This is a genomic window from Ancylobacter sp. SL191 (assembly GCF_026625645.1).
Lineage (GTDB): Bacteria > Pseudomonadota > Alphaproteobacteria > Rhizobiales > Xanthobacteraceae > Ancylobacter.
Genome location: NZ_CP113056.1, coordinates 2281199 through 2303501 on the forward strand (window position 1 = coordinate 2281199; position 22303 = coordinate 2303501).

General features: G+C 67.3%; 19 protein-coding genes. 6 read left to right on the plus strand and 13 right to left on the minus strand.

What is annotated here, in order from left to right:
• Positions 1-11 precede the first annotated feature (11 nt).
• The 11 genes from OU996_RS10290 to OU996_RS10340 all read right to left on the minus strand — a co-directional run bounded on the left by OU996_RS10290 (position 12) and on the right by OU996_RS10340 (position 11800).
• The gene (locus OU996_RS10290; protein ID WP_267585497.1) at positions 12-884 is read right to left on the minus strand and encodes an ABC transporter permease subunit; all 873 of its coding nucleotides are present in this window, start codon (positions 882-884) and stop codon (positions 12-14) included.
• Between the two features lie 129 nt (positions 885-1013).
• Entirely contained in the window at positions 1014-2252 is a 1239-nt protein-coding gene (locus OU996_RS10295; RefSeq protein ID WP_267585498.1) for an urea ABC transporter substrate-binding protein, read from the minus strand.
• 21 nt (positions 2253-2273) lie between these two features.
• Positions 2274-2933, minus strand: a complete 660-nt coding sequence (locus OU996_RS10300) for an ANTAR domain-containing response regulator (RefSeq protein ID WP_267585499.1) — start codon at positions 2931-2933, stop codon at positions 2274-2276.
• A complete protein-coding gene (locus OU996_RS10305) occupies positions 2933-4087 on the minus strand; it encodes a transporter substrate-binding domain-containing protein (protein WP_267585500.1) in 1155 nt (384 codons plus the stop codon). Before OU996_RS10305 ends, OU996_RS10300 begins: the two co-directional genes overlap by 1 nt.
• Positions 4088-4333: 246 nt before the next feature.
• Positions 4334-5956: an MFS transporter gene (locus OU996_RS10310; RefSeq protein WP_267585501.1), complete on the minus strand. Its 1623-nt coding sequence runs from the start codon at positions 5954-5956 to the stop codon at positions 4334-4336.
• Between the two features lie 17 nt (positions 5957-5973).
• Complete coding sequence (locus OU996_RS10315; RefSeq protein WP_420712734.1) at positions 5974-7944, minus strand: amidohydrolase; 1971 nt, start codon at positions 7942-7944, stop codon at positions 5974-5976.
• Between the two features lie 6 nt (positions 7945-7950).
• Positions 7951-8223, minus strand: a complete 273-nt coding sequence (locus OU996_RS10320; RefSeq protein WP_267585502.1) for a XapX domain-containing protein — start codon at positions 8221-8223, stop codon at positions 7951-7953.
• Positions 8224-8291: 68 nt separating this feature from the next.
• Positions 8292-8945, minus strand: a complete 654-nt coding sequence (locus OU996_RS10325; RefSeq protein WP_267585503.1) for a hydrolase — start codon at positions 8943-8945, stop codon at positions 8292-8294.
• Between the two features lie 117 nt (positions 8946-9062).
• A complete protein-coding gene (locus OU996_RS10330) occupies positions 9063-9452 on the minus strand; it encodes a response regulator transcription factor (RefSeq protein ID WP_267585504.1) in 390 nt (129 codons plus the stop codon).
• Between the two features lie 93 nt (positions 9453-9545).
• Positions 9546-10178 (minus strand): response regulator transcription factor, encoded by a 633-nt coding sequence (locus tag OU996_RS10335; RefSeq protein WP_267585505.1) that lies wholly within the window; start codon positions 10176-10178, stop codon positions 9546-9548.
• 11 nt (positions 10179-10189) lie between these two features.
• Entirely contained in the window at positions 10190-11800 is a 1611-nt protein-coding gene (locus tag OU996_RS10340; RefSeq protein ID WP_267585506.1) for an ATP-binding protein, read from the minus strand.
• A gap of 351 nt (positions 11801-12151) precedes the next feature.
• Between OU996_RS10340 and OU996_RS10345 the strand changes: the two genes are divergently transcribed.
• From OU996_RS10345 to OU996_RS10370, 6 genes are all read left to right on the plus strand, one after another.
• On the plus strand, positions 12152-13165 hold the full coding sequence (locus OU996_RS10345) for a Bug family tripartite tricarboxylate transporter substrate binding protein (RefSeq protein WP_267585507.1): 1014 nt from the start codon (positions 12152-12154) through the stop codon (positions 13163-13165).
• Positions 13166-13272: 107 nt separating this feature from the next.
• Positions 13273-13776 carry a tripartite tricarboxylate transporter TctB family protein gene (locus tag OU996_RS10350; protein ID WP_267585508.1) on the plus strand — a complete coding sequence of 168 codons (504 nt, stop codon included), beginning with the start codon at positions 13273-13275 and terminating at the stop codon, positions 13774-13776.
• Positions 13777-13795: 19 nt separating this feature from the next.
• A complete protein-coding gene (locus tag OU996_RS10355) occupies positions 13796-15313 on the plus strand; it encodes a tripartite tricarboxylate transporter permease (protein WP_267585509.1) in 1518 nt (505 codons plus the stop codon).
• Between the two features lie 10 nt (positions 15314-15323).
• Positions 15324-16610: an LVIVD repeat-containing protein gene (locus OU996_RS10360; protein ID WP_267585510.1), complete on the plus strand. Its 1287-nt coding sequence runs from the start codon at positions 15324-15326 to the stop codon at positions 16608-16610.
• A 5-nt stretch (positions 16611-16615) separates the two neighbouring features.
• Positions 16616-16873 carry a hypothetical protein gene (locus OU996_RS10365; protein ID WP_267585511.1) on the plus strand — a complete coding sequence of 86 codons (258 nt, stop codon included), beginning with the start codon at positions 16616-16618 and terminating at the stop codon, positions 16871-16873.
• A 300-nt stretch (positions 16874-17173) separates the two neighbouring features.
• On the plus strand, positions 17174-20419 hold the full coding sequence (locus OU996_RS10370; RefSeq protein ID WP_267585512.1) for an autotransporter domain-containing protein: 3246 nt from the start codon (positions 17174-17176) through the stop codon (positions 20417-20419).
• Between the two features lie 16 nt (positions 20420-20435).
• Here the strand turns inward: OU996_RS10370 and OU996_RS10375 are convergent, their stop codons facing one another.
• Together OU996_RS10375 and OU996_RS10380 are read right to left on the minus strand one after the other, a co-directional pair.
• On the minus strand, positions 20436-21338 hold the full coding sequence (locus OU996_RS10375) for a proline iminopeptidase-family hydrolase (RefSeq protein ID WP_267585513.1): 903 nt from the start codon (positions 21336-21338) through the stop codon (positions 20436-20438).
• An 86-nt stretch (positions 21339-21424) separates the two neighbouring features.
• Positions 21425-22198, minus strand: a complete 774-nt coding sequence (locus tag OU996_RS10380) for a helix-turn-helix transcriptional regulator (RefSeq protein WP_267585514.1) — start codon at positions 22196-22198, stop codon at positions 21425-21427.
• Between the last annotated feature and the right edge of the window lie 105 nt (positions 22199-22303).

A 22303-nucleotide genomic window follows, 5' to 3' on the forward strand; every position in this document is an offset into this window, starting at 1 on the left:
GGTTCCGAGGCTCAGGCGCGTTCGCGCAGCAGGAAGCCGGAAATGCCCTTGGGCAAGACCCGGATGACGACGATGACGGCGACCAGAAGGCCGATCTGGCCGAAGAGCTGGCCATAGAGCGAGGTCATGGTGGCCTTCACCACCGCCAGCACGGCGGCGGCCGGCGCGGTGCCGAGGAACACGTCGGCGCCGCCGACGACCACGGTCACGAAGGCTTCCATGATGAAGGTGGTGCCCATGGTCGGCACCAGCGTCATGGTCGGGGCGTAGAGCCCGCCCGTGAGCCCGGCGAGGCCCGCCCCGAGAGCGAAGGTGAGGCTGTAGACGCGCCGCGTATCGACGCCCAGCGCCGCCGCCATGTGCGGGACTTGGATGGTGGCGCGGGCCATGACGCCGAAGCGCGTCCAATTGAACAGCGCGTAGAGCCCGGCGAGCACCACCAGAGCCATCACGAACAGCACCAGCCGGTAGAGCGAGTAGGAATAGGCGCCCATCTGGAAGCTGCCGAAGGGCGTGCCCACGCCCGCCATGGTCGAGCCGAGGATAATCAGCGTGCCCTGCGTGGCGATGAGGCTGAGGCCCCAGGTCGCGACGATGGTGTCGAGCGGCCGGTCATAGAGATGCCGGATCACCAGCATCTCCACCAGCGCCCCGACCATCCCGGCGACCAGCGCGCCGCAGAGAATGGCGAGCGGCAGCGGCAGGCCGGCATGGGTGGCGGAGACGGTGACATAGGCCCCGCACATGATGAACTCGCCATGGGCGAGGTTGATGACGCCCATCATGCCGAAGATCACGGCGAGCCCGCAGGCGGACAGCACCAGAAAGGCGAAGGCATCGCCGAACTGGTAGAGGGCGGAGAAGGCGAGGGTTCCGAGATCCATGGGCGGGCAGGGCCTTCCATCCGTCAGGACGATGGGGAGGTGTGCCCCGGCGCGGAAGGGGGCCGCGCCGGGGCGAGTGACGGATGCCGCCGAAGGGGGAAGCGGCATCCGCAAGGGGTCAGCCCGCGATCAGGGCTTCGGCGGCGGGTTGGACGGGGTGTACTGCGCGCTCGGGTCGCTCTTGGTCAGGTCGCAGCCCGCCTCGCCCAGCCAATAGGGCTTGATGTCCTCCCAGACCTTCGGGAAGGAGATCGAGTGATCCGCACCCACCTTGGCGAGATAGATGGTGTGCGACATGTGCTGGCTCTTCGGGTCGAGGCAGACCTTGCCCTCCGGCGCGTCCATGCAGACATCGCCCTTGGCGATCTCCTTGCGCAGGTCGTCGCGCTTGGTGGACTTCGCCCGCTCCACCATCTGCTTGTAGAGATAGACCGCGAGGTAGGAGTTCTCGGCCTCCTGGTTCACATAGGGCTCGTTCGGGAACTTCGCCTTGAACTTGGCGAGGAACGCCTTGGAGGCCGGCGTGTCGATTTCCTCGATGTAGTTGGTGGTGACGTACATGTCCTTGAGCGATGGCGGCTTGAAGCGCTTGTGCTCATAGCCCTGGCCGACATTGACCGAGGAGGCCATCGGCAGGTTCACATTGGCGGAGGCGGCCTGCTCGTAATAAGAGGCCTGCGCCGTGCCGACCAGCAGCGTCACCACGAAATCCGGCTTCGCCTTCTGGATGTTCTGGATGTTCTGCGAGAACTGCGACACGCCGAGCGGGATGAAATCCTCGCCGACCATTTCGCCGCCATTCTCCTTGACGATGTTGCGCACCCATTCGGCGGAGATCTGTCCGAAATTATAGTCGGCGGCGAGCGTGTAGACCTTCTTGCCGTACTTCTCCATCATCCACGGGATGAGGGTGGAGAACTGCTGCTCGGGCACCGCGCCGGTCACGATCATGTTGGCGTCGCAGACGCCGCCTTCATACTGGTTGTTGTAGAAGGCGAGGCCGTCGAACTGGTTGACGATCGGCCGGTAGGCCTCGCGCGAGGCCGAGGAGAAGCCGGCGAACACCACGTCGACCTTGTCGCGCTGGAGCACGCGGCGCATGAACTCCTGATAGCGCGTATTGTCGGACTGGGTGTCGTAGATCACCAGTTCCAGCGGGCGCCCGTCGATGCCGCCGGCCTTGTTGATCTCTTCCGCCGCCAGCTGGATGGCGTGTACCTTGCCGATGGTCGCGGCGGCGAAATCGCCGGACTGGTCTTCCAGCACGCCAAGCTTGATGGGATCGGCCGCAAAGGCCGCCCCGGCGCCGAGCGCAAGCGTCCCCGTGAGGGCCGCGGCACGCAGCCCCCGCATCAGTCGTCCAGACATGTGGTCTTCTCCTCTGAAGGTTTATGTTCGGTCGGCGTGCCGCAAGGAAAGCTCTCCTGCCGGTGCCGTCCGGTCGGGCGTTGGCGCCCTGGTGGCGAGATAGGTCTCGCAATGCTCTTCCAGGCTCCGGCGCAGGCGCATGCTCTCGCGCCTGAGCCGGTCATAGGCGGCATCGTCGTCGATGCCGGCATCGGCCATCAGGGCGACGATTGCCTTGACGACCGAGCGCCGCCCGCGTCGGCGGCGCTCCATATCTTCCAGCCGCGCACTCATGTCGGTGCGCAGCAGGAACTGGTTGATCCCGAGGAACAGCGCCGTGTAGACAGCCGCCCCATGCACCGGCTTCCTCAGGAAGGCGGTGGCCCCGAGATTGATGAGGTTCTTCAGGCGGCTGGGCGCCTCGACGCCGACCAGCCCGATCACCGGCACGGGCGGCAGGCGCGAGGCCTCGCCCGGCTCGCCGGCGATGGCGATGTCAAGATCGCCGTCGATGAACAGGATGTCGCGCTCGGCATTCAGCCCGGCAAGGTCGATCTCCGTGCGCGTTTCGGTGACCGGGCGGTACTCTGCCGCCACGCCGAGCTTGGCGAGCGTGACGTCCAGCGCTTCCACCGCACTGCGGTTCGCGGTGGCGATGACCGCCCGACCGCCGTTGAAATTCTGAAGCAGTCGAGGAGACATCACCTTACCACTCTCAGATTGGGAGTACGGGACGCCATGGCGTAGCGTGGCGAGGACTGGATGAGATACGGATCGGGCCGCACCGGGGCGGACTCCTCGACGATCACATCGAAGCGCGCCTGCGCGGTGGAGCGGCCGATGCGCGGGGTCAGCCAGGCATGCAGCGTTTGCGGGTCGATCCAGACATCGCCCTGCGGCGCCTGAAGACGCTGGCGCGTCACCGCCTGCTTCACCGCCGCGACCTCGTCCGTGCCGGCGTCAGTGAGCGCGCGGGCGAGCAGCTTCACCGCGATATAGGAGGCTTCCGCATCCGCGGAGGTGGACGGCCCTTGCGGGAAGGCGGCGCGGTAGTCATGGGTGAAGGCGGTGTTGGCCGGGTTCGCCAGCGAGGAGAAATAGACGCTGGAGGACAGGTGACCATCCACCGCCCCGGCGCCGATCTCCTCAAGCTCGGGTTCGGAGAGGGTGCAGGAGGCAATCGGGATCTGCCGCGCCTGATCGATGCCGCGCGCCGCGCAGGCGGCACGGAACAGGCGGAAGAAGGCATAGGCACTGGTGCCGATCAGGTTGTTGAAGACGAAATCCGGCTTCGCCTCCAGAATGGCGTCGACCAGCTTCTCGAAGCTCGTATCGCCGACAGCGGCGTAACGCTCCGCCAGCACCTGCCCGCCGCGCGCGGTCATCGCCTCGCGGAAGATGCGGGTATTCTCCCACGCCCAGATATAGTTGGAGCCGACGCAGAAGGCGCGCGGGCCGACATGGCCGAGCATGTGATCGACCAGCGGCAGGACGTGTTGGTTGGGCGAGGCGCCGGTGTAAATGACGTTGCTGGAGCTCTCGAAGCCCTCATAATGCGAGGGATACCAGAGCAGCGCGTCATGCTTCTCGAAGCAGGGGATGACTTCCTTGCGGCTTGACGAGGTGTAGCAGCCGACGACATGGCGGATGCCGGATGCGGTGAGTTCCTGGCTGAGCTCGGCATAGCGGGCGAGGTCGCCGCCCGGGTTCACCACCACCGGCTCGAGGGTCACGTTCTCCGCCGCCGCGGCTTCCCGGAAGGCCAGCAGGGCGCCGTTCAGCATTGAGCGGGCCACCACGCTGTAGGGCCCGGTCGTGGAGAACATGACGCCGACGCGGTAGTGCTGACTGGCCATTCCCGTTCCAAACACAAAAAAGCCCGTCGGCAGGTCTGCCGCGGGCGTCGTTGCCGCCAGCCTGATGCGCATCTCGATGCACATTCGCTGGAAATGTCACTAATGGGTTGACGCTTTCATGAGCAGCCTCGCTCAGCGCCGTAAAAATAGGCTCGCGCGAAAAGCGGGCCGTGTCAAGCGGCCCTTACGCTTTTCATGCGGTAACCTTGGGTGGGTGGTGAGCGACGGACGAAAAATCCAGTCCGCTCAATCGACTGCGATGAGGTGGCGCACCACAGGCTTGTCCGCCTCGCGGTGGAAGGCGTGGATCGCCGCCTGCACCTCCGCATCCGCATGGGACACGCGATGGTGCTGGCGCAGGTGCTCGGCCCAGGATTCGACCATGAACCATTCGGTGACGAGGGTCGGATCCGCCGCATCCTCCATCACGCCCCAAGTATAGGCGCCGTCGCGGCGACGGGCGTCGGCGAGGCGCCGGAGCGCGGTGAGGAAGGCGGAACGGTCCTTAGAATCAATGCGATACTCGATCTGGACGAGCACCGGGCCACGGTCGCCGGGCACGGGTTCGGCGAGGATCGGCTCCGGCCAGTGGTTGGACGGCGCGAGGTCCGCCTCGCCTTTGGGCAGGCCGATGTGGTGGACGATCAGGCCAGTGAGGGTAAGTCCCGCCGCCGAGACCAGCAGCGTGCCGGCGAGCCCGAGCTCCTGCGCGATGAACCCCCAGCCAAGGCTGCCGCCGGCCATCGCGCCGTTGAACACGGTGAGGTAGACCGCGAGCGCCCGGCCGCGCACCCAGTTCGGCAGGATCGCCTGCGCGGTGGCATTGAGCGTCGTCAGCGCGACGATCCAGGCGGCGCCCATCAGCATGAGGATGACCAGCGCCAACGCCTTCGGCGGGCCGGCCGCCAGCGCGGCGGAGGCCGTCGCCGTGGCGATGGCGGCGGCGAGCATCAGCCTGTCCGCGCTCAGCCGGTCGCGCAGGCGCGGCAGCAGCAGCGCGCCGATAATGGCGCCGACGCCGACCGAGCCGAGCAGGATGCCGTAGAACGCCGCGTCGCCTTTGAGGATCTCCCGCGTCACCAGCGGCAGCAGCGCCCAGACCGCGCTGGCGAAGGCGAAGAACACCGCCGCGCGCAGCAGCACGACATGCAGTTCGCGGCTGGAGCGGGCATAGCGCAGCCCGGCGCGGAAGGCGCCGCCGAAACGCTCGCTCAGCTCGTCCTGCGTGGCCGCCGGGCGCTTCCACCACAGCAGCGCCGAAACCACGATGAAGTAGCTCGCGACATCCGCGCCATAGGTCACGGCCGCGCCGAAGGCGGCGAGCAGCAGGCCGCCCACCGCCGGGCCGATGGAGCGGGCGATGTTGATGCCGAGCGAGTTGAGCGCCACCGCGCTCTTGAGTTCGCCGCGCGGCACCAGCTCGGGCACGATGGACTGCCAGGTCGGCCCCATCAGCGCCGCGCCGATGCCGCCGACGAAGGTGAGCATGATGAGCGCCGAGACGGTGACGAGCCCGGAGGCCGAGAGCAACATCAAGGTCGCGCTCACCGCGCCGAGCAGGATCTGGATGAAGATCAGGAACTTGCGGCGGTCGAGAATATCCGACAGCACGCCGGCCGGGATCGCCAGCAGGAAGATCGGCAGCATGCCGGCGGCCTGCACCGCGGCGACGGCGGTCGGCGATGCCGAGAGGTCGGTAACCAGCCAGGCGCTCGCCACGTCGCGCATGAAGGTGCCGGTGTTGCCGAGCACGGTCGCCGCCCACAGCACGGCGAAGACCGGCCGGCGCAGCGGGGCGAAGCTGCCGGGGGAGGGCGTGGCGGCGGGCGCGGCGGCGTGGGGCGGCTGGCCCGTCTCTGGCTGGCGCATGTCGGTTCCTTCGCGGTTCAGACGGCCCAGCAGGCGCAGCCGAGCGCGCCCCAGAAGCTGCCGGCATCGCCCGCCGGCACGCTGCTGCCCCAGGCGGCCGCATGATTGTGGCCGTGCACGCCGCAGTCCTTGGCGCAGCCGCACAGCCGTGCGAACCGGCTACCCGGCTTGCTGGCCTGCGCCCGCTGCTGGTAGCCGCCAAAGGTCCGCACCGGCGACCAGTCGGGCATGGCCGGCGGCAGGTCGGGGGCGAGGTCGGCGAAATCCCCATTGCCATGGACCGGGCGGCCGCCGAGCAGGGTCAGCGCTGCGGTGATGTCCATGATCGCGTCATCCGGCACGGTGAAGTAATCGGCATTGAGCACGACGAGGTCGGCGAGTTGGCCCGGCGCGATCTGCCCCTTCTTGCCCGGCTCGTTGGAGAACCAGGTGTTCGCTTCCGTCCACAGCCGCAACGCGGTTTCGCGGTCGAGGCGGTTGGACGCGGGATAGAGCGCGAGCCCGCCCAGCGTGCGGCCGGTCACCAGCCAGGACAGCGACACCCACGGGTTGTAGGAGGCAACGCGCGTGGCGTCGGTGCCGGCGCCGACCGGCACGCCCATATCGAGCATGCGGCGGATCGGCGGCGTGCGCTCGGCGGCCTTGTGGCCATAGCGCTCGGTGAAATACTCGCCCTGAAACGCCATGCGGTGCTGCACGGCGATGCCGCCGCCAAGCGCGGCGATGCGTTCGATGTTGCGGTCGGTAATGGTCTCGGCGTGGTCGAAGAACCAGTGGATGCCGTCGAGCGGGATGTCGCGATTGACCGTCTCGAACACGTCGAGCGCGCGGGAGATGGTCTCGTTATAGGTGGCGTGCAGGCGCCACGGCCAGTGGTTCTCGGCCAGGAGGCGGATGACCGGTTCGAGATCGCCTTCCATGGAGGGCGGCATGTCCGGCCGTTCGACGCGGAAATCCTCGAAATCGGCGGCGGAATAGACCAGCATCTCGCCGGCGCCATTGGCGCGGTAGAGGTCGTCGCCCTGGCCAGGCGTGACCTGCGCCGACCAGCGGGTGAAGTCCGCCAGCTCCTCTTTCGGTTTCTGCGTGAACAGGTTGTAGGCGATGCGCACGGTGAGGTCACCCTCGCGGTGCAGTTCCTCGATGATCGCGTAATCGTCCGGGTAATTCTGGAAGCCGCCGCCAGCGTCGATCACGCCGGTGACGCCCAGCCGGTTCACCTCGCGCATGAAGTGGCGGGTCGAGTTCTTCTGGTAGTCGGGCGGCAGCTTCGGGCCTTTGGCCAGCGTGGAATAGAGGATGGTGGCGTTGGGCTGGGCGAGCAGCAGCCCGGTTGGGTTGCCGCGCGCGTCGCGCACGATCTCGCCGCCCGGCGGGTTCGGCGTGTCCTTGGTGTAGCCGACCACGCGCAGCGCCGCGGCGTTCAGCAAGGCGCGGTCATAGAGGTGGAGGATGAACACCGGCGTGTCCGGAGCGACCGCGTTGATTTCCTCGATGGTCGGCAGGCGCTTTTCGGCGAACTGATGCTCGGTGAAGCCGCCGACCACGCGCACCCATTGCGGGGCAGGGGTGTTGTCGACCTGACGCTTCAGCATCTCCATGGCATGGGTGAGCGAGCGCACCCCGTCCCAGCGCAGCTCCATATTGTAGTTCAGCCCGCCACGGATGATGTGCATGTGGCTGTCGATCAGGCCGGGAATGACGCGCCGCCCGCCGGCATCGATGGTCTGCGTCATGGGGCCGGCGAGTGCCATCACCTCCGCCACGCTGCCGGCGAGCAGCACCTTGCCGTCCTTCACGGCCACGGCCTGCGCTTGCGGGTTCGCACGGTCGAGCGTCGTCACGCGGGCGTTGATGAGCACGAGGTCGGCGGTGCCGGGCGCATGGCTGGGCGCATTCATGGCTGTCGTCTCCGCATGGGTGGGGCGCGGCAGGCCGGCGGCGAGGGCACCGGCGATGAAGGCGCGGCGGCTGGGCGTTCCGGCCATGGGAGGTCAGCTCCGGTGCGCGGCATCGTCGTCGGCGTCCCTCATGCGGCCCGGCAGGCGGCCGAGCACATGGTTCGAGCAATCGGCAAGGCCGATGGCCGTCTTCAGCCCGTCGCCCTTCCACAGATGGCGGGCCACCGGCACGATCTGCTCGCCGATGAGGATGCCGAGCAGCCCGATGAGCGCCACGACGGGCGGGGCCGGCGAGCGCACATTCACGAGGCTGTAGACGATGCCGACAAGCACCCCGGCGGCGAGGGAGGCGAGATAGAGCTTCATCGGCGGATGTCCCGGTGCCGGGAAGAGAAAAGCCGGCGCGTGTCGCGCGCCGGCAGGTGCCCGGAGGATCAATGGCCCTCGGAAGCGCCGAACATCGTCTTGGCGTAGATGATGCCGAGGCCATAGGCGCCGCCATATTTCTTGGCGATGCCGGTGGTCAGCTCATAGGTCTCGGTGCGCGCCCAGTCGCGCTGGAGTTCGAGCAGATATTGCAGCGAGGTCATCGGCCGCACGCCGGCATGGATCATCCGCTCCATGGCGCGCTCATGCGCCTCGTCGGAGACGTCGCCGCAGGCATCGGCGATGACATAGACCTCGAAGCCCTGATGCAGCGCCGAGAGCGCCGGGCCGACGATGCAGACGCTGGTCCACAGGCCCGCGAGCACGATGCGGCCCTTGCCGATGCGGTTCACCTCGTCGATGACGGCGGCGTCTTCCCAGGTGTTCATCGAGGTGCGGTCGAACAGCTTCTGGCCGGGGAAGGCCTCGGTGATCTCGCTGAACATCGGGCCGGAGAAGCTTTTCTCGGCGACCGTGGTGAGGATGGTCGGCACCTTGAAGCCGGCGGCAGCGTGGGAGATCAGCGCCGCATTGTTGCGCAGGGTGACGGCGTCGATCGACTTGGTGGCGAAGGACATTTGCGACTGGAAGTCGATCATCACCAGCACATGATTGGTCGCGTCGATCAGGGCCTTGCCGGGGGTGGGGGTTGCGGTGGGCATGGGACTCGTCCTCGGATCCTCGTGGCGACAGCGGACCGTAGAAGTCGAGACGCGGTGGCAACAATTGTCCGGGGGAGGGGGGAGCCTAGCGCCTGAGGATAGGCCGACCGCACGCTCTCAGCTCATGCACGAGGTGAGCAGGGCGAGCAGGCGCTCGGGCTCCAGCGGCTTCGGCAGATAGCCGAGCGCGCCATATTGCAGGGCGCGCGCCTCGGTCGGCGCGTCCGGCGAGCCGACCATCACGATGACGGGCACCGGCAGGCCCCGCCCACGCAGCGTGTGCAAGAGGCCGAGCGCGGTCATGCCGGGCAGCCGCATCTCGCTGAGAATGGCGCGGATCTCCGCGATCCACGGGCAGGCGAGCAGATCGGCGGGGGTGGCGAAGGTGCAGGCGGCAAAGCCCAGCGCGTCAACGAGATCGGCAATGGCCGCCCGATGCGCCGGGCTGGTGTCCAGGATGGCGACGAGATCGCGCTGCCTTTCGCTGCCGGGCCTCGTGTCCGCCATCTGTCTCGCGGCTCCCCGCGGCGGACGACACGCCGCCGGGTACCAGCATCAGGCGCGTGAACGCGCGCCGCAACTATACGCCGGGGTAGTGGTCTACGCCTTCGCGGTATCGCGGCCGGTATCCTCGGCCAGCCGGTCGGCGATGCGCACCAGCTCGATCAGCGAGCGGGCCTTGAGCTTCTGCATGATCTGGGCGCGGTGGACCTTTACCGTCACCTCGCTGAGATTGAGGCCGAAGGCGATCTGCTTGTTCATCTGCCCGCTGGCGACGAGCGGCAGGATTTCCCGCTCACGCGGCGTCATGGCGCTGTAGCGGCGGCGCAGATCCGCCAGCGTGGCGTCCTTGTCGCGGCGGGCGCGGTCGAGCTCGATGCCCTGATGCACGGCGTCGAGCAGATCCTGGTCGCGGAACGGCTTCATCAGGAACTCGATGGCCCCCGCTTTCATCGCCGCGACCGACATCGGCACGTCGCCATGGCCGGTGATGAAGATCACCGGCGTGGCGATCTGCCGGCGGCGCAGCTCGCGCTGGAATTCCAGCCCGCTGGAACCGCGCAGGCGCACGTCCAGCACCAGGCAGCTCGGGCGCTCGGGCTTCTCGGCGTCCAGAAAGGCCTGCGGGGACTGGAAGGTCGCCACCTCATAGCCTTCCGAGGCCAGAAGGCTCTCGAGGGAGGCGAGCACGTAGCGGTCGTCATCCACCACATAGACCATCGACCGGGTCATTTCCCGACCTCCTATGCGTTGTCATGTGCCGGCAGGATGGCCGATGGCAGCGAGAATTGAAAGACGGCGCCTGTCGTTCCGCCCGGCGGCGTGGGTGCCGCCCACAGCCGGCCGCCATGCGCCTCGACCACGGCGCGGCAGAACATCAGCCCCATGCCCATGCCGCCCGCCTTGGTGGAAACGAAGGGGTCGAACAGGGTCTGCGCCACCTCGGGCGCGATGCCCGGCCCATTGTCCTCGACGCTGACCAGAACCTCGTCCGGGTCGCGGTGGCAGGTGCGGACCACGACCTGGCGCGGCCATGTCCCGCTGCCGCGCAGCGCGTCCATGGCGTTCTCGATCAGGTTGCGCAGCACCTGCCCGAGCTGCACCGCATTGCCGATGACCGGCGGCAGGTCGTCCGCCAGGACCGCGCGGATCTCGATGAATTCATGCGTCGATTCCGAGCGGGCGACCTCCACCGCGGCCGCGACGAGGCCGTTGAGGTCCAGCTCGGTGCGTTCCTGCAGCTCCTTGGTGAACATGGAGCGGATGCCGGTGACGATGCTGCTGGCGCGGTGGCCGTCCTCGACGATGTGGCGCAGCGCCGCCTCCGCCCGGTCGAGGCGCGGCTCGCTCTTGACCAGCCAGCGCAGACCGGCATTGGCGTTGGTGATCATGCTGGTGAGCGGCTGGTTGATCTCATGGGCGATGGAGGCCGACAGCGCCTCCATGGCGGTGAGCCGGCTGCGCCGCAGGCGCCGCTCGGCGGCGATGGTCCGGGCCAGCCGGCCATAGACCTGCGTGCTCTCCACCAGCAGGACGAGGAGCACGATGGACGCGGCGAGGAGCCCGTAGAGCCGCCCGGCCCACCAGCCGACGCCGAGGCGCACGCCGCCACCGAGGAAGGAGATCAGCAGCAGCTCGACCGCCAGCGAGAACATCACCAGCGCCACCCAGATGTCGAGCTGGCTCTGGCGGCGGGCCAGCAGCAGGGCGATGACGAGCAGATAGAGGCTGAGGGCGGCGATCGGCACGATCTGCCAGAGGGTCGCGACGTTGCGGCTATCCCGCATGAAGAGCGGCAGCGCCTCGCTCCCCCCGATGATCGCCGCCAGCAACAGCGCGGCGCCGCCGAGGACGAGGGCCAGGCTGAGGGCGATATGGTGGCCGGTGGCGGTGCTGGCCCGCGTCGCCCGTGGGGCCAGCGCGTAGGCCAGCACAAACAGCGGAAAGCCGATCCGGCGCAGCGCGGCGATGGCAGCCGTGGTCTGCAGGCCCATGTCGATGCCGTAAGCCGTGAACACGCCGGGAAAGGAGATCGCCCAGGCCGGCACCAGCACCGCCGAGAACAGATAGCCCGAGGCAAGACAGAGCAGCGCCGGCGAACGGCGCAGGCTGTAGAGCGCGAACAGCAGCGCGGCGGTGATGAGTTCGAGCAGCAGGATCGCCGCCGCATAGGCGGGCAGCAGCATTTCGGTGTGATAGGTCGGCAGGCGCGCGAAGGGCATGGTGAGCGCGAAGCTGGCGACGATCAGCAGCGACAGCGCCACCGCCACGCCGATCCAGGTGCCCTTTGCCAGCGAGGTGACGAGCGGCGACTGCACCGCCGCGCCGAGCGCGCTCTCATCCTTGTTCGGCACCGGGCCCCCGTCATCTCCGCCGCGCCGTTCGTCAACCGAGCAACAGGCGCGGGCGCCAGCCTAACATGCCGCCGCCGGCAGCGCCGCTTTCGCTGTGGGAGAGATGAGGAAAGCACCCATGTTTCCTACCCATACTCTATCAAATCAGCCATACCAATACGGCATTGGTTCATGCCAAATCGTACATTTTAATGTACTTATCGGTCTATGGCGGCGGGTTTAAGCCTGAGAGGTTGACTAAAGGTTCAACCAATATATAACCAAATAAAAATCGGTATGGTTCGATCCAGCCGGCGGGCCGCGAACGGTCCGGCAAGATCACGGCGCGTCCAGCGCCTCGGGAGGAAGCCAATGACCATCACTTTCGATCGTCGTCAGATTCTCGTCGGCGCGGGCGCCCTTGCGGCGCTGGGGCCAAGCCTCGCGCTCCCGCGCGCCCAGGCCGCCGACGGTTTCCCCGCCAAGAACATGCAGGTGCTGATCCCGACCGGGGAGGGCGGCGGCGTCGATCAGGCGGCACGCGCCTTCAACCGCATCTGGAGCAAATATCTCGGCGCCAATTTCGAGTATTCCTACTTTCCGGGCGCCTCCGGGCAAGTGGGGTACGAGGTGTTCGTCGCCAAGCGCGAGCCGGATGCTTACAATATTCTCTTCGGGAATATCGGACCGGAAATGATCATGTACGCGACCCAGAAGGTCAAGTACAAGTACCCGGAAGATTTCACCTATATCGGCAGCATGGATGTCGATGATTCGGTGATTTGGGTTGCTGGCAACAGCAAGTTCAAGACCATTGGCGATCTGGTCGAGGAGGGCAAGAAGCGCGAGATCACCCTTTCCACCAGCCGCCTGCCGCACCCGTCCACCATCGGCGCGCTGGCGCTGGCGGAGGCCACCGGCATGAAGGTGCGCATGATCCCCTATGGCGGCGGCGGACCGGCCCGCTCGGCGGCGATCACCGGCGAGGTGGATGGCTGCGCGACCTTCCTGTCCTCCTCGCTCGGGCTCGGCGATCAGGCGCGCTTCCTCACCGTGTTCAACGAGACCAACCGGACGCCGGAGCTGACCAATAATGCCCCGCCGGTGAACCAGGCGCTCGGCACCAAGATTCCCCCGCTCTCCGGCCAGCGCGCCATCGCCATCCACACCAAGGCGGTCGAGGCCTATCCCGACCGGGTGAAGAAGCTCTCCGACACCTTCAAGCAGGTCTTCGCCGATCCCGACTACAAGACGGTCGCCGAAAAGGCCGGCACGCCCTGGGAGTTCATCCAATACGGCGACGCGGCCTCCTGCCAGGAATCGGCCAAGGAGTTCGTGGAACTCGCCGAGCGCTTCCGCCCGCTGCTCACCGCCTCGAAGGGCTGAGCCGGCGCGCGCCGCGTGCGGGGGCCTTGCGGCCCCGTGGCCGCATTGCTGCGGCGTCCTGCCCGGCGGGTCCGGGCTTTTTCCGCATCACCGCGCAGGACATCGCCATGCATGAGAACCGTGACGGCAAGGTCGCGACCGGTGCCGACTGGATCATCCCCGGCCTCGGCGCCGCCTTTGCCACCTATTACCTCTATTCGATCAAGGATCTCGACTGGGAGGCCAAGGTCTCCGGCGTGTTCTGCGCCGTGGTGCTGTTCCTGCTTATCGGTATCTTCACCCTGCGCACGCTGATCGGGCTGGCGCGCGGCACGCATTATGTCGAGTGGCGCAGCCTGTGGGAGACGCGCCAGCTCGCCATCATCCGTGGCGCCCTGTTCGCCCTGACCGTTGCTTCGGTGGCGATCATCCCCTGGGCGGGCTTCACCATCTCCACCTTCCTGTTCCTGTTCTTCGCCTTCCTCTGGCTGCAGCGCATGAGCGCGCGCAATGCCGCGATTACCGCCGGCGCGCTCGCGCTCGGCGGCTACATCCTCTTCATCCTGATCCTGCGCACCGCGTTTCCGACCGGCCCCTTCGAGCGCCTTGTCGCGGCGCTGACCGGCCTGTGAGCCGCCCGAGGGGGCCGTCATGAATCTCAGCTTCAGCCTGCTCGCCGACCAGTTCCTGCTGAATTTCAGCTATCTCTGGCTGATCGTCATCGCGACGACCATCGGCATCATCATCGGCGCCATGCCGGGCTTCGGCTCGGCCAACACCATCATCATGCTGCTGCCCTTCACCCTGGCGGTGGATGTGGACGTCGCGATGATCTTCATGGTGTCGCTGTTCGTCGCCTCGCATATGGGCGGCGGCATCACCTCGATCCTGCTCAACATTCCCGGCAATGGCGGATCGGCGGCGACCTGCCTCGACGGCTATCCCATGGCCAAGAAGGGGCTCGGCCAGCAGGCGCTGGTGCTCTCCTTCGTCGCCTCGACGGTGGGCGGCATGGTCACCGCGCTGCTGTCGATCTTCCTGCTGCCCTACATCGCGCGCCTCGCCTACTACATGCACAGCGTCGAGATGGTGGTGATCCTCCTGTTCGGCATCACGCTGATCGCCTCGGTCGCCTCGGACAACATGCTGAAGGGCCTGATCGCCGGCTTCCTCGGCCTGCTGATCGGCGCCATTGGCGCGGATCACATCTACTCCACGCCGCGCGGCACCTTCGGCTTCATCGAGCTCTATGACGGCGTGCCGCTGATCGCGGTGCTGATCGGCGTCTTCGCCATCTCCGAGGCGCTGATCATGATGGAGCAGAGCTCCGTGCTCAGCGAAACCGGCATGCAGATGATGAAGCAGTCGGGCTGGAAGGAGACCTGGGAAGGCGTGGTCATGTCGTTCCAGCGCACCTGGCACATGATCTGGACCGGCATCATCGGCCTCATCATCGGCATCGTGCCGGGCGCGGGCGCCTCCATCGCGGCCTTCGTCGCCTATCAGCAGTCGCGGCTTTATTCCAAGACGCCGGAGAAATACGGCACCGGCATTCCCGAGGGCGTCATCGCCCCGGAATCGGCGAATAATGGCTGCGCCTCGGGCGACCTCATCCCGCTGCTTGTCATCGGCGTGCCCGGCGGCACGACGGCGGCGGTGATGCTGATCGTGATGACCTATCACGGCGTGCAACTCGGGCCGCGCCTGTTCATCCAGAACCCCGGCCTCGGCTATGGCGTGTTCATCACCATGCTGGTCGCCTATGCGGTGATGCTGTTCACCACCCTGCCGCTGACCCGCTGGGTCTCCAAGCTGGTGATGATCCCGACCCCGGTGCTGGCGCCGATCATCATCGCCTTCACCCTCGTCGGCGCCTTCGCCCCGCGCGCCTATATGTTCGACCTGTGGCTCACGCTGCTATTCGGCGCCGTCGGCTATGTCTGCCGCAAGACCGGCTTCAACGTCGTCGCGCTGCTGATCGGCGTGATCCTCGGGCCGATGCTGGAGGCCAACGTGATGCGGGCGCTGCGCATCAGCGGCAACGACCCGTGGGTGTTCTTCTCCTCGCCGGTCGGCAACATCCTGTGGGCGGCGCTCGCCATCTCCCTCGCCATCCCCTCCATCGTGCAGTGGCGGCGCAACCGCGCCACCCGCATCGCCGCCGCGTGAGGGCCGGCCGATGACCGTGCGCATGCCCGCGACGCCGCTTGCCAGCGCCAATATCCGCCCTCTCGCCCGGCTCGACCTGCCGGGCGGGGGCGAGGTGACGATCAAGGATGGCTACGCCTTCATCGGCCACATGTCGCCGCCCGATGGCACGACCATTCTCGACATACGCGACCCCTCCGCGCCGCGCATCGTCGCCCGGCTGGCGCCGCCGGACCCGTTCTCCCACACCCATAAGGTGAAGGTGGCGGGCGATCTGATGATCACCAATGTCGAGCGGCAGCGCCGGCATTTCTACCGCAAGGGTGAACGGCTGGAGGCCGCCGCGGCGGAGCTGGCGGCCCGCCTCGGCCACGCGCCCTCGGAAGCGGAGCTGGCGGCCGCGCTGGGCGTGGCGCCGGCCGACATGCCGGAGCTGCGCGCCGGGCTCGCGCGCGGCTATGAGGCCGGCGGCTTCCGCGTGTGGGACATCGCCGACCCCGCCGAACCGCGCCTGCTCGCCTCTGTGAAGACCGGCGGCATCGGCGTCCACCGCTTCGACATGGACGAGCGCTACGCCTACATTTCCACGGAGATGGAGGGTTATGTCGGCAACATTCTCGTCATCTACGACCTTGCCGATCCCACCCGCCCGCGTGAGGTCTCCCGCTGGCACATGCCCGGCCAGCATGTCGCGGCGGGCGAGACGCCCAGCTGGCCCGGCCAGCGCCACCGCCTGCACCACGCGCTGCGCGTCGGCGACATAATGTGGGCGTCGTGCTGGTATGCCGGCGCTTTCACCATCGACGTGTCCGACATCACGCGGCCGCGCACGCTGGGCAGTTACAATTACCACCCGCCCTTTCCCGAGCCGACGCACACGCTGTTCCGTCTCGCCGCGCCGATCGCCGGGCGGGACATCGCGCTGATGATCGACGAGGAGCATGATCATACCCCCGGCCAGCCGCATGCCTTCCTCTGGGTGATGGATGCGTCCGACCCCGCGGCGCTTCAGCCGATCTCGACCTTCCACGTGGCGGAAAGCGCTTCGCCCTATGCGCGGGCCGGCGGGCGCTTCGGCGCGCACCAGTTCCAGGAGCGGCAGGTCGGCAGTCTCGTCTTTGCGAGCTGGTTTGCCGGCGGGCTGCGGGTGATCGACCTCGCCAATCCCGAAGAGCCACGCGAGGCCGGCCATTTCATCCCCGCGCCGGCGGCCGGTCACAAGGCGCCGCAGAGCAACGACGTCGATGTCGATCCGCGCGGCATTGTCGCCCTGCTCGACCGCGACCGGGGGCTCGACCTTCTCGCCTTCGAGGACTGAGCGCCATGTGCACGGACTGTTTCGACGAGGATGAGGACGATAGCGGGATCGCGCCGGAGGAGATCACCCGCCTCGCCCGCCATATCGAGGCAGAGATGAGCGGGCCACCGCTGACGCCCCGCATCTGGGCGGTCTATCTCGGAGAGGCAAGCGGCGCGCTGGACTGGAAGAGCCTCGAGCGCATCGGTCGCGCCCTGGAAGGCGCCCGGCTGGTTGCGGCGATTGCCCATATGCCACGCCCGACCGAAGGTCGCGGGCGGTGAGAACGCTGGCCTCCCGATGCGCAGCCTCTGAGCGACGTCGTCCCTCAAGCGCTCCGTTACGGGAGGTGACAGTACGTATCTGATGGTATCCAATAACGGCGCAACGTTGCGACGCGCAGCGTCGTGCCAAGGGGCCGTGGGGGATTGAGAGTGTCGCGTCGGCAGCCGGCCGGCGGGCCGCTGTCCTGTCCGTAAGTGCCCCGAGCGGAGGGGAGCGGCGGGGTGGCCTATCGGAACGCGGGTTTGCGAATGCGCGGGCGCGGCGCGTTTGCGAGCGGTGTGTCGGCGCTGGCGCTTTTCATGGCCGGTGGGCTGGAGCCCGCGTGGGGCCAAAGTTGGTCGAATTACGACGCCTACACCCAATCCTACACCATCAATTACGCGCCGGGCTCCGGGGTCAGTGACGGCGCGTTGCGCGTCAATGTCGAGGTTGCCGGCAATCCGCTGACCGTTCAGCTCGATACCGGCTCGCGGGGCTTCTGGATCAACCAGCGTTATGCGCCGGCGGACGTGACCTCCGGCGTGCCCGGCTACATCTTCTATTGGAGCAGCGGCATCGCCCATAAAGGCTATTGGGCGCCGCTGGAGGTGACCTTTACCGATGCGGTGGCCAGCGGCGGGGCCAGCGTCACGGCGACGGCCACCGTGCCGGTGCTCATCGTCACCGAGGCGGTCTGTCTGCCCGGCAACTGGCCGAATGCCTGCAACCCCAACGTGCCTCTCACCATCGGCGACGGCTTCATGGGCATCGGCTTCGACCGCACCGGCCACGGCACCGGCTACGGCACCGATGTCATCGACCCGTCGGGGCCAGGAACCAGCGACAATCTGCAGATCGTCAATCCTTTCCTCAACCTCTCGGACATGACGGCCGGCACGATGCGTTCGGGCTACATCCTGTCCGAACAGGGGATCACGCTCGGCCTGACGCCGAGCAACACCGCCAATGGCTATCAGGGCAGTTCCTCGCCCTATGCCTATGCCCAGCTCGTGCCGACCGGCACGCCATCGGTTGCCGGCGCGCCACCGGACTGGCAGGTGATGAGCGGTTCGGTGGTCATTCAGGGCCAGACCTATGAGAGCCAGCAGGCGGTGGTGGATATCGGCATCACCAATATGCTGCTCACCACCGACGCGTCGTCCTTGCCGGGTGAGGTGACGGAGGACGGGCAGCTTTATCTGTCGAGTGCCACCGGCACTCTGCAGGTCAATCTGCTCGGCGTGCCCGGACTGGTCGGCTACAGCTTCCACGTGCCGGATCCGCCCGCTGGTGGTGGCCTTCCACCGGGCCACAGCTCGGTGACGCCCTCCAATGTCGCGCTCTCCCCGGCGCAGGATGTGTGGTGGACCGGGGAGGCCCCGGCGACGCTGGTCAATACCGGCATCTACGCGCTCAACGCCTTCAACTACCTCTACGACGCCGATGGCGGCTATATCGGGCTTCAGCTCAATGGCTCGGCGCAGACGTCCAGCGCCTTTTTCCAGCCGGTGATCTCGGCCATCGGTACGCTGTCGCTGGCCAACGCGTTCTACACCGACCTGCCGGTCTATCTGCGTGGCGATAGCACCGTGGATACCAGCACCACGGCTATGTTCGCCGGCGACTTCACCGGGCCGGGCGGCCTGACCATCACCGGCGGCGGCGTGGTGACGCTGGCGGGAGCCGCGACCCATGACGGCGGCACCGAGGTCGCGGCGGGCACGCTGGTCATCACCGGAGCGCTGGCGGGTGACGTCTATGTCGATGCCGGGGCCACTTTCAGCAATAGCGGCAACTATGTCGGCTCTCTCGCCACCAGCGGGACCGTGACGAACACTGGCAACATGGTGGCGGGCGTCGCCGTGCTGCCGGGTGGCCTCTTCACCAATGATGGCACGCTGCTCGGCGCGGTGATGAATGTCGGCACGGTGGAGAACGCGGGCATTCTCGCCGGTGATGTCGCCAATAATGGCAGCTTCATCAATGATGGCGTTGTTTCCGGCACCCTGTTCAACAATGGAACCCTGTCCGGCAACGGCACGGTCGGCACGCTCAACGTGCTCGCCGGTGGCGTCGTGGCACCCGGACATTCCATCGGCACGGTGACGGTGACGGGCGATCTTCTGCTCGAACCCGGGGCGATCTATGTGGCCGAGCTTGGGGCGCCTGGCCAGAGCGATCTCATCACCGTGGGAGGCACCGCGACGATCACGGGCGCGGTGCTCGAGCTGCTGCCGGATGCGAGCTTCGCCCCCGCACTCGGCGCAAGCTACACCGTGCTGGAGGCGAGCGGCGGGATCACCGGCAGCTTCACTCTGGGCTCGTCCGTCACCGCCCTGATGGGCACCGCCAGCTCGGCGCTGCCTTTCCTGACGCCGGCCTTCTCAAGCGCCAGTGACGGGGTCGCCTTCGAACTCGTGCGCAGTGCCGTGCCCTTCGCGGCGCTGGCGCAGACGCCAAACCAGCGGGCGGTGGCGGCTGCAGCCGATACGTTACCGACCAGCGATCCGCTAGCCGCGCAGATCATCGCGCTGTTCGGCAGCGACGTGCCGGCGGTGATGAACAGCCTGTCGGGCGAGGCCTATGCGTCCGCCCAGAGCGTGCTGCTCGACCAGGCGAGCTATGTGCGCAGCGCCATCCAGAGGCGTTTGCGGCAGGCGGAGGCGGGGGCGCAGGCCGACGGGCCGGGGCCGCAGCTCGCCACGCTGATGGGGCTCACCCTGTGGGCGGAAGCCTTTGGCGGGCTTGGTGATTTCGATGGATCGACCGGCGTGTCCGGCGTCGACAGTACCATCGGCGGCTTCACCGGCGGCGCCGATGCCGACTGGGGTGGCTGGCGTACCGGCCTTGCGGTCGGCTATTCCCGCTCGACCTTTGACGATGACGGCGTGGCGTCGTCCGGCAGTTCCGCCAATTACGATATCGGCCTCTATGCCGGCCGGCGGTTTGAGGTGGCGGGGCCGGGCGAACTGGCGGTCAATCTGGGCGCTGCGTATACGTGGCATGATATTACCATGAGCCGCAGTGCCAGCCTGCCGGCCGGTAGCCAGGCACTCGGGGCGGATTATGGCGGCTGGACCGGACAAGTGTTCGGCGAGGTGAGCTACCCCATCGCCTATCAATGGGCTGGCCGCGACGCGACGGTCGAGCCCTTTGCCGGCCTTGTCTGGCAGCGGCTCTCGACCGAGAGCTTCACCGAAAGCGGCGGTTCGGCGGCGCTGGCGGGCGAGGCGTCGAGCTTCGAGACCGTGAATTCGGTGCTCGGCCTGCGCGGCTCGGTCCGGTTCACGCCCGGAGGTGGCAAGCCGCCGCTGGTGCTTTCCGCCGGCCTTGGGTGGCAGCATGCCTTCGGTGACATTATACCGTCGCAGGCTCTGGCCTTCGCCTCGGGCGGCGCCGGCTTCAGCGTGACCGGCGTGCCCTTGGCGCGCGACGCGGCGCTCGTCGAGCTCGGCCTCGCCACGGCGATGACCGAGAGCGTCGAGATCGGCGTGTCCTATCGCGGCCAGCTCGCCAGCGACGTCACCGACAATGCGGTGAAGGCGACGTTGCGCTGGGCGTTCTGAGGTAAACGGGCGTCGCTCAGTCGTGCGTCTTCAGGAACTGGGAGACGACCGCGAGGCACGCTTCCTTCTCTTCCACATGCGGCATGTGGCTCGACTCCGGGAACAGCGTCCAGGCGCAGTTCGGTACGCGCTCGCGGTAGGGACGCACCACTTCCGGTGTCGCCTCGTCATGCGCGCCGGAGATCAGCAGCGTCGGCGCCTCAACGAGGTGCAGCCGGTCCTCGATAGTCCAGTCCTTCATCGTGCCGATGACGTGGAATTCCGTCGGCCCGTTCATGTTGCGGTAGACGGTGTTGTCCTGATCCATCGCCGCGAAGGTGCGCGCGACATCGTCCGGCCAGGGCGTCACGCGGCAGACATGCCGGTCGTAGAACACGCGGGACGCGGTAATATATTCCGGGTCGGTCAGCGTGCCCGCCGCCTCGTGCCTCAAGAGCGTTTCCTGCACGTCGGCCGGCAGGTCGCGGCGCAGGCGGTTCGCCTCAGATACCCAGGTGTGCATGTTGGCGGGCGAATTGGCGACGATGAGCGCCTTCAACCCGGCCGGGCGGCGCACCGCGTGCTCGGCGCCGAGCATCCCGCCCCAGGACTGGCCGAGAAAGGCGTAGCGGCCGGCAATGCCGAGATGGGCGAGCAGCGCGTCGAGCTCGGCGAGGAACAGATCGACCGTCCAGAAGTCCGGCCCTTTCTCCGGCAAATGGGTCGATTTGCCATTGCCGAGCTGGTCGTAATGGATGACGGCGCGGCCATCCAGAACGCTGATTCCCTTGAAGGAATCGACATAATCATGCGTGCAGCCCGGCCCGCCATGGGCCACCACCAGCGGCAGGGGCCCGCTGCCGAGATCGCCCGTCACGCGGTACCAGGTCTCGTAACCCCGGAAGGGCATGCGCCCTTCCATGCTCGCCACGGCACTCATGCCGATTCTCCTGCGGCTCATCGTTCGATAGCGCAGGAAAATAGAAAGTCGCAGCCGGGCGCGGCAGCTATCAGAAGTGAGGGGTTCTAGTCGAGCAGGCGCAGCCGGGCGGCGCGCACGGCGGCCTGGGTGCGGTTCTTGGCTTCCAGCTTTCGCATGGCGGCGTTGAGATGCATCACCACCGTCGGCACGGAACGGCCGAGAACGCGGGAAATCTCCTTGGCGGAGAGCCCATCGGCGGCGTGACGCAGGCATTCGCGCTCGCGAACGGTAAGATGCGGCAGGCCTTCGATGCGGCCCTCGACGCTGCGATTCTGGGCGGCGTGCTGGAAGAGGTGGGCGATCAGGCCGAAATCGCCGAGGCAGGCGGGGGCCTCGCGCTCGGTGAAGCGCCCATCGCCGCAGCGAATGCCGGTCACCGTCGCGTAGTCGCCGCCGGGCAGGTGAATCGGTACGGTAACACCGGCGCTCAGCCCGCGCTCCGTGAGGAAATCGGCTACCGGGGCGGCGTCCTCGGTCATGAAGCGGCTGATCAGCGTCTGCGCCCGCTTGTCGTAGTTCCACACGAAGGGGCGGGTGGTGCCGAGGGCCACCTTCTGCACCGGGTCGAGCCGGAAATAGCCATGGCCGAACCAATAGTCGCGCATGGTCTCGTCGACATTGCGCAGCTCCAGCACAGTGGGCAACATCTGCTGGCCGCTCAGGTCATAGCGGGCGGGCGTGTAGTCGTAGATCAGCGTGTCGAAGCCAAGCGCGCCGACCGCCTCGAACAGGATATCCACCTGTGCGCCCAAGGACTTGGCGGCACCGAACCGCGCCTCCATGGCCTCGATATGTGTTGCGCTCTGCGCGCCCATCATGATGCGCCTTCCTGCTGCGACAGCCGCTGAACCTATCACTTCTGATAGCTGGTTTGGACTCCTGATTTCTCTAGGAATTGAGCATGCCTCATTGTTGAGCAGGGA